Here is a 5882-nt window from a genome sequence, read left to right as displayed (position 1 = left end):
CTCGCCCAGCTGGTTGAGCCAGTTCACCAGCGGCGCCGCGTTGGCGACGGGACGGCCGTCGTAGGCCAGGCGCACGGCGGAGACCACGAACTGCATCGGGTCCTTGAACTTCCTGCCGCGGCTGGCCTCGAGTTCCTCCGAGGTGAACAGCGTGCGCAGCACGGCGGCGATGTCGCCGTCGGTGCGCTGGAAGGTGCGCGCCATCGCCGCGACCAGGGCAGGCGGCGGCTGGTCGGCCACGAAGTACTCGGCCAGCTTGCGCGAGACGAATTGGGCACAGGCCGGCTGGCGCACGATCAGGTCCACCGCCTGCTCGATCTCGCCGTAGCCGCTGCCGCGGATGCGCTGGCCGAGGAAGGTCTTGTCGCCGAAGTCGTGCCGGTTCGGGTTGAACACGAACAGGCCGCGCCGCACGAAGCCCGGCCGCTCGCGCACGAAGCCGCCGCGGGCCGGCGCGCGCGGCGCGGCGATGCCGGCGCCGGTGAGGATCAGGGCCAGCTGCTGCACGTCCTGCTGGGTGTAGCCGCCGTTCACGCCTAGCGTGTGCAGCTCCATCAGCTCGCGGGCGTAGTTCTCGTTGGTCTGGCCCTTGGCGTTGCGGGCGTTGTCCAGGTACATCAGCATGGCCGGGCTTTGCAGCGTGGCCATCACCAGGTCGCGGAACTTGCCCAGTGCGTAGGGGCGGATAGCGTGCTCCGCGTAGTCGGCCGCCACCAGCCGCACGCCGCCCTTGGCGGCGAAGACGCTGAAGTGGTTGAGCCAGAACCACACCATCTGTTCCTTCAGCTGGTTGGGCCCGTAGACGGCGTGCAGCAGCTCGCTCTGCGCGGCCTGCACGTAGAGCGCGCGCAGGGAGCGCTGCGCGGCCTTCTTGGCGGCGTCGCGCGCCTCGCCCGCGGGCATCGCCTTGATCTGCGCCTGGCGCTCGCGGTAGCTCGCCAGCAACTGCTCCGGCGGCGTGCGGTTCACCGGGTAGCCGTCGATCATCGCCTGGACCGGCGCCGGCAGCGCGCCGTCGCGGCCGGCCAACTGTTCGTCGAGGTAGCGCGTGCGGCCCAACTCGCGGTAGCGGGCGAGGGCGGCGCTGTCCGGGCCGAAGCTCGCGCGCTGCAGCCAGGCGATGTCGCCCGCGCCAGGCATGGCGCCGCGCGCCGGGGCGGCGGCATCGCGGGCCCCAGCCAGGGCAGGCAGTAACGCCAGCAGCAGCGCGGCGGCGGCGAGGCGTGGACGGAGGACAACGGCGATGCGCATGCGAGCAAACCCCGCAAGGGACATGTCATGGACCAACGCATGATCCGCACATCGGCGTACAGCGGCGCAAACCTTCGGGGCAATGGATGTGACGGGGTTCAGGCTTCGCAGCCTTTTGCGGCGGTGCGCGGTGGCGGCCCGCGGCTCGTGCGCCGTGCGTAGCGGCCAGCGTGGTGCGCGCGATGGCGAGGCGCGGCCGGAGGCAGGCGGCTAGAACTCGTCGACGAATTCCACCGCCACGTCCAGCCGTCGCGCCTCCAGTTCCGTCACCACGCGCACGGCCTGCGCGCGGGCGTTGTTCGGCGCCATCACCTCGATGCGGAACAGCCGGCCGCCGCCGTCGTCGGCCAGCTCGGTGGGGCTCGAATCGTCGCGCATGCCGTAGGCCGGGTCGTCCACTTCCTCGACGTGCTCGATGCCGTCGATGCTGTGCAGCGCGTTGATCAGCAGGTCGGCTTCCTCGCGCTGGCCGATCAGGCGGATGCGGATCATGGGCATGGCGGGAATCCTCGCGGTCCGGTGCACCCCCATGCTTAATCCGCGCGGCGTGTGCGGCAGGTGATGCCGGGCCCGCTACCATGGGCGCCCCGCCGCCGGAAACCGCCATGGCCAAGCTCTACGACCGCGACTATTTCGACAAGTGGTACCGCCACCCGCTGCACGCCGTGGCCTCGCCGGCGGAGCTGCGGCGCAAGGTGGCGATGGTGGTGGCGCAGGCGGAGTACTACCTCGGCCGCCCGCTGCGCAGCGTGCTGGACGTGGGCTGCGGCGAAGCCCCCTGGCGCGCGCACCTGCGCGCCCTGCGCCCGCGCGCGAGCTACCGCGGCCTGGACGCCAGCGAATACGTGGTGGCGCGCTACGGCCGCACGCGCAACATCGGCCTGGCCCGCTTCGGCCAGCTCGAACACCTGCGCTTCGACGAGCGCTTCGACCTCATCGTCTGCACCGACGTGCTGCATTACCTCAAGCCCGCCGAGATCCGCGCCGGCCTCGTCGGCATCGGCGAAATGCTCGAAGGCATCGCCTTCCTCGAAGTCTTCACCACCCGCGACGACGTGGCCGGCGACAAGCAGGGCTTCCACGCCCGCGCCCCATCCTGGTACCTCCACCAGTTCAACCACGCCGGCCTGTCGCCCTGCGGCTCGCACTGTTACTTGGGGCCGCGGTTGATGCGGCATATCGCGGCGTTGGAGGTGCCGGGGAGGTGGGGTGGGTGAGGCGGCGGGGGGCAAGGGCTTTGGTCTGGCAGGGAGTGCCTGTTCGTGCGAATCCGTGTGTTGTGAGGATTTTGAGCTGCCTAGCCGGCAGTGAACGGTCGAATGATCCCGGCACGACGGCCACGCATTTTCTGAGCTGCCTACCTGTCTGGTTCCGTGTGATTATGTCACGCAGCGGGTCTGGCGCCTGGGCGCGGCTCGTGATGCGATGAAGCACCTACACCAGTCGCTCGGAACCCGCTCATGCTCCTGACACTGCACCCGCTGGCGCGCACCACGCCACGTATCTGCGCTGAACTGCGCGCGGCCGATCCGACCCTGGCCGATGCCGAGCTGGCTCGCCGCTACGGCTTGAGCCCACCCACGGTGCGCAAGTGGCGGCAGCGCGACACCACAGCCGACCGCTCGCACCGCCCGCAGACGCTGCACTGCACGCTCACGCCGGCCCAGGAAGCGGTCGCGATGGAGATTCGCCGCACCCTGTGGCTGCCGCTGGACGACCTCTTGGTGGTGGTGCGCGAGTTTCTGAATCCCAAGGCCTCCCGTTCGGGTCTGATGCGCTGCCTGGCGCGCCATGGCTTGAACCGGCGGCCGGTGGAGGACAAGGATGCCCCCCTCGTGCGCAAGACTTTCAAGGACTACGCGCCCGGCAGCGCTCGCTCAGCGACCGTCCGTGGTTTGCAAGCGGGTGATGCATGCATCGCCGTTGGGTGCGGCCACCAAGTCTCGGCCGGTGACGGTCAGCACCAGGTCGCCCTTCAAAAAGTCGCTCCCGTCGTCGCCGCCTCTCTCAGACGCGACCACGCGTTCGACAAACCCGTGCGCCACAAGCTGCTGGCGCAGTGCATCGAGGTTGAGTGCGCAAATCGGGGTGGGGTCAGCCCCCGGCGTCGGGTTGTAAAACCAAAACTCAAACCCGCGTTTCATGGTCCGATTGCCCGGCGTGACTGCCACACCATAGTTCCAGCCGCTGCCCAGGTCCCCGCTGCGATACACGGACCGCTCGCTGTCCGCGTTGAGCGTGACGCCGAACTGCTGGCCCACAACGTCGACCGTCAAGGCCTCACTGGACGGCACGGTGGTCAGGAAGGTCATCAGCTGCTGCGCAACGCGCACAGCCGCGGGCGAATGCGACGAAGCAACGGAGGTCATGGGGTGTCCTTGAGCAGGGGCGCGCGGGGCAGGGGGCGCAGAGGATGGCGGCGAGGCGGCACACGCGCCACTGACGCAAGCTGCCAGCAACACGGTGGAGCGGGCCAGGGAACGCAAACTCATCGGGGTGGCATCCTTGATTCCGTGAGGCATCGCACAGGCGATGGGGTTTGGGGCGATGATAGCGGCCGAGGCAAATCCCCGCACGGGGGCCGCTGCGCAGTTTCGGTGTGTGAAAGCCTGGCCTGCGGCGGGTCCTCGTCGTGCCACGGGAAAAGTGCCCCGTGGCCAACGACCTTCACTTGGATGCAGATGCAGTCGACGGGAAGGGTCAGACTGGCTTATCCAGGCTGTTATTCCTCTTTCTTGTTCCGAGAGCGATGCGAACGGGGTGAGCCGTGGCCGCCAAGGGTGCCCCGAATGGTGCGCAATAACTGGTCGGGCTCAGCTACCCGGCAGTGAACTCCGGCAACATGAGCGCCTACGTGCGCCGGCTTTTCTGAGCTGCCTACCCGGCAGCTCAGAAACGCACCGAAGGTGCACAATTCCCCGTCACGGAGTTCACTGCCTACGCGGCAGTGAACACGGAAATAACGGGAAAGCGCATGCTGGAAGCTTTCTGAGCTGCCGGGTAGGCAGCTCAGAAAATCATCACGGCCGGCGGCTAGCGCATTGGCTTGTTCACTGCCGCGTAGGCAGCTCAGAAAATGCCCGGCCAGGAGAAAGCCATGGGCACCAAGTTCACTGCCGCGTAGGCAGTGAACCCGGCGACGGACAAGGACGGCGACGGCCAGAATTTCTGAGCTGCCTACCCGGCAGCTCAGAAACGACCACGACATGTTGGTCTCGGCGAACAGCCAGTTCACTGCCGCGTAGGCAGCTCAGAAAATCGCTCATCGAGTTCGCTGCTTTCCATATCGGTTCACTGCCGCGTAGGCAGCTCAGAAAGAAAAACCACACGTCAGACTTAGGGATGCTCTGATCTATCGAGAATGAAGCAGACGTCCATACGTCCGCAACCTCTATCGCGACACCCTGGAAAAAACGGTCGATGTTCGTGGTTTCAGATCCCCAGCCGCTCCTGCAACACCGCCACCTGCCTGCGCAGCCGCTCGTTCTCGGCCGTCAATTCGTCCACGCGCTGGCGCAGGGCTTCGAGTTCCTTGCCCGAGACGGCTTTTTCGGCTTCGGGCTTGTCCTCGCGCGGCTTGCGGCGCGATTCGCGGACGCGCTTGGCGGCCTGCTTGAGTTCGTCCTTGCCGGCGACGGCGGCGGCGCGCTGTTCTTCTTCCGGCAGGGTGGCGACGGCGGCGGCGGCGCTGAGGGAGAGGGCGCCGGCCTTTACGGCTTCCACCACTTCGGGGGCGGCCTGTTTCTGGATCTTCTCGATCAGCACGACCTGGCTGTTGCTCAGGCGGGCGGCCTTGGCGAGGGCTTCGCGGCTGTCCAGCGAGGGCGCGGGCTCATCGTGGTTCGCCGCGGGTTGCGGCGTTGCATCGGTGGCGGTGTCGGCCATTCCTGCCGACGGGGAGGCCGGGGGTTCGGCGGGCGTCTCCTCCACGGGCGCCGGCTCGACGGCCTGCGCCGCGCGGCGGCGCTCGGCCAGGATCTCGCGCTTGCGCAGCGCCAGCACGCCGCGCTGGAAATCCGACACGCTGCGCCGGCCCAGGTGCTGGTCGATCATCCACAGGTGCACGTCCTCGATGGAGCGGAAGTGCGGGTTCTGCATGGTCTGGAACGGCAGCCCGTGCTTCTGGCAGATGCCGTAGCGGTTGTGCCCGTCTACCAGCACGTTGCCCCACAGCACCAGCGCGTCGCGGCAGCCCTCGGCGAGCAGGCTGCGCTCCAGCGACTCGTATTCTTCCGGCGTCAGCGGGTCGATGTAGGCCTTGAGTTCTTCGTTGACGATGATGTCCATGGGCACGGGCGTAGCGCAAAAGGGGCGGCATTGTAGTCGCCCGCGCAGGGCGCGTGCGCCCCGCGTGCGGAGCGGTGGCGATGCCCTGGATTCGTGATGCCCGCGGCCGGTTGCGGCGTGGGCGCCGCCTACTTGTCCAGCCGTGCCCACTTCCGGTTATCGACGCGCGCGCAAAGGCCGCCTTCGGGACAGGGGGCGAGCTTGCCGCTGGCGATGGCCGCGTTGATCCGGGACACCCAGTCGGCGCGGGCGATCTCGCGATGGGCGCTGAAGCTCATGTAGACGGCCACGCCGATCACGGCCAGCGAGCCGATGGCGCTGGCGATGAAGGCTTTCCAGGCGTG

6 protein-coding genes are annotated in these 5882 nt (G+C 68.1%); 1 reads left to right on the top strand and 5 read right to left on the bottom strand.

Annotation, left to right across the window (positions count from 1 at the left end; translation table 11 throughout):
* Positions 1-1251, bottom strand: a 1251-nt coding sequence (locus ACH65_RS17895) for a DUF1800 domain-containing protein (protein WP_049623998.1), incomplete at its 3' end; no start/stop codon positions are given.
* Between the two features lie 210 nt (positions 1252-1461).
* Positions 1462-1749 carry a hypothetical protein gene (locus ACH65_RS17890; RefSeq protein ID WP_049623997.1) on the bottom strand — a complete coding sequence of 96 codons (288 nt, stop codon included), beginning with the start codon at positions 1747-1749 and terminating at the stop codon, positions 1462-1464.
* Between the two features lie 107 nt (positions 1750-1856).
* On the opposite strand from ACH65_RS17890, the gene ACH65_RS17885 reads away from it, so the two are divergent.
* Entirely contained in the window at positions 1857-2468 is a 612-nt protein-coding gene (locus tag ACH65_RS17885) for a class I SAM-dependent DNA methyltransferase (protein WP_049623996.1), read from the top strand.
* 660 nt (positions 2469-3128) lie between these two features.
* Here ACH65_RS17885 and ACH65_RS20085 read toward each other — a convergent pair.
* The 3 genes from ACH65_RS20085 to ACH65_RS20370 all read right to left on the bottom strand — a co-directional run.
* Positions 3129-3620, bottom strand: coding sequence for a hypothetical protein (locus ACH65_RS20085; protein ID WP_049623995.1), 492 nt, complete (start codon positions 3618-3620; stop codon positions 3129-3131).
* 1063 nt (positions 3621-4683) lie between these two features.
* The gene (locus tag ACH65_RS17875) at positions 4684-5538 is read right to left on the bottom strand and encodes a plasmid replication/partition related protein (RefSeq protein ID WP_049623994.1); all 855 of its coding nucleotides are present in this window, start codon (positions 5536-5538) and stop codon (positions 4684-4686) included.
* A 128-nt stretch (positions 5539-5666) separates the two neighbouring features.
* Positions 5667-5882 (bottom strand): hypothetical protein (locus ACH65_RS20370; RefSeq protein WP_049623993.1); only part of this gene is annotated, 216 nt, incomplete at its 5' end.

It is taken from the genome of Frateuria defendens (genome assembly GCF_001182895.1).
GTDB classification, from domain to species: Bacteria; Pseudomonadota; Gammaproteobacteria; order Xanthomonadales; family Rhodanobacteraceae; genus Frateuria_B; species Frateuria_B defendens.
The sequence above is the reverse complement of the archived record's forward strand: the minus strand, read 5'-3'. Positions and strand labels throughout refer to the sequence as shown.

Excerpts from the sequence above, each read along its gene's own strand:
- ACH65_RS17890 (WP_049623997.1), bottom strand. The coding sequence starts at position 1,749 with ATGCCCATGATCCGCATCCGCCTGATCGGCCAGCGCGAGGAAGCCGAC.
- ACH65_RS17875 (WP_049623994.1), bottom strand. The coding sequence starts at position 5,538 with ATGGACATCATCGTCAACGAAGAACTCAAGGCCTACATCGACCCGCTG.
- ACH65_RS20085 (WP_049623995.1), bottom strand. The coding sequence starts at position 3,620 with ATGACCTCCGTTGCTTCGTCGCATTCGCCCGCGGCTGTGCGCGTTGCG.
- ACH65_RS17885 (WP_049623996.1), top strand. The coding sequence starts at position 1,857 with ATGGCCAAGCTCTACGACCGCGACTATTTCGACAAGTGGTACCGCCAC.